Source organism: Amycolatopsis dendrobii, from assembly GCF_014145675.1.
GTDB classification, from domain to species: domain Bacteria; phylum Actinomycetota; class Actinomycetes; order Mycobacteriales; family Pseudonocardiaceae; genus Amycolatopsis; species Amycolatopsis dendrobii.
The window spans coordinates 1-651 of the sequence record NZ_JACGZW010000051.1; the positions used below are offsets into that span (position 1 = coordinate 1).

Genomic DNA, 651 nt, shown 5'->3' on the forward strand with positions numbered 1-651 from the left:
CGGGCGGGTGGGGTCAGGCGGTGAGGCGGCGGAGTTCGCGGGCCGCGGCAGCGGGGTCGGGCGCGTTGTAGATCCCGCCCCCGACCACCGCCACGGCCGCGCCCGCGTCCTTCACCAGCCCGATCGTCGCGGCCTTCACCCCGCCCGCGATCGAGAACGCCACCCCCGCCTCGCGCCCGTCGGCCAGCAGCGTGTCGATCGAATACCCCGGACGCGCCTGCTCGTCCAGACCGGCATGGATCTCCACGAACGACACCCCCAGCTTCGCCACCTCCCGGATCCGCGCCACCCGGCCCTCGGTCACCGAGATCATGTCCGCCACCACCTCCTTGCCGTACTTCCTGCCCGCCGCCACCGCGCCCCGCACCGTGTCGTCGTCCGCCGCCCCCATCACCGTCACCAGATCCGCACCCGCCTCGAACGCCAGCGTCGCCTCCAGCTCCCCCGCGTCCGCCGTCTTCAAATCCGCGAACACCAGCTTGTCCGGATGCGCCGCCTTCACCGCCGTCACCGCCGAAATCCCCGCCGACTTCACCAACGGCGTCCCCAGCTCAAGAATGTCCACCTCCCCCGCCACCTGACGCGCCAACGCCAACGCCGAACCCACATCCAGCACATCCAACGCAACCTGCAACCGCACAACAAACTCCT

The 651-nt window shown here is 71.1% G+C and carries 1 protein-coding gene; it reads right to left on the reverse strand.

The window, feature by feature from the left end; all coding sequences use genetic code 11:
* Nucleotides 1-13 precede the first annotated feature (13 nt).
* A partial coding sequence (hxlA, locus tag H4281_RS45060; protein ID WP_246412856.1) for a 3-hexulose-6-phosphate synthase occupies nucleotides 14-651 on the reverse strand: 638 nt, incomplete at its 5' end.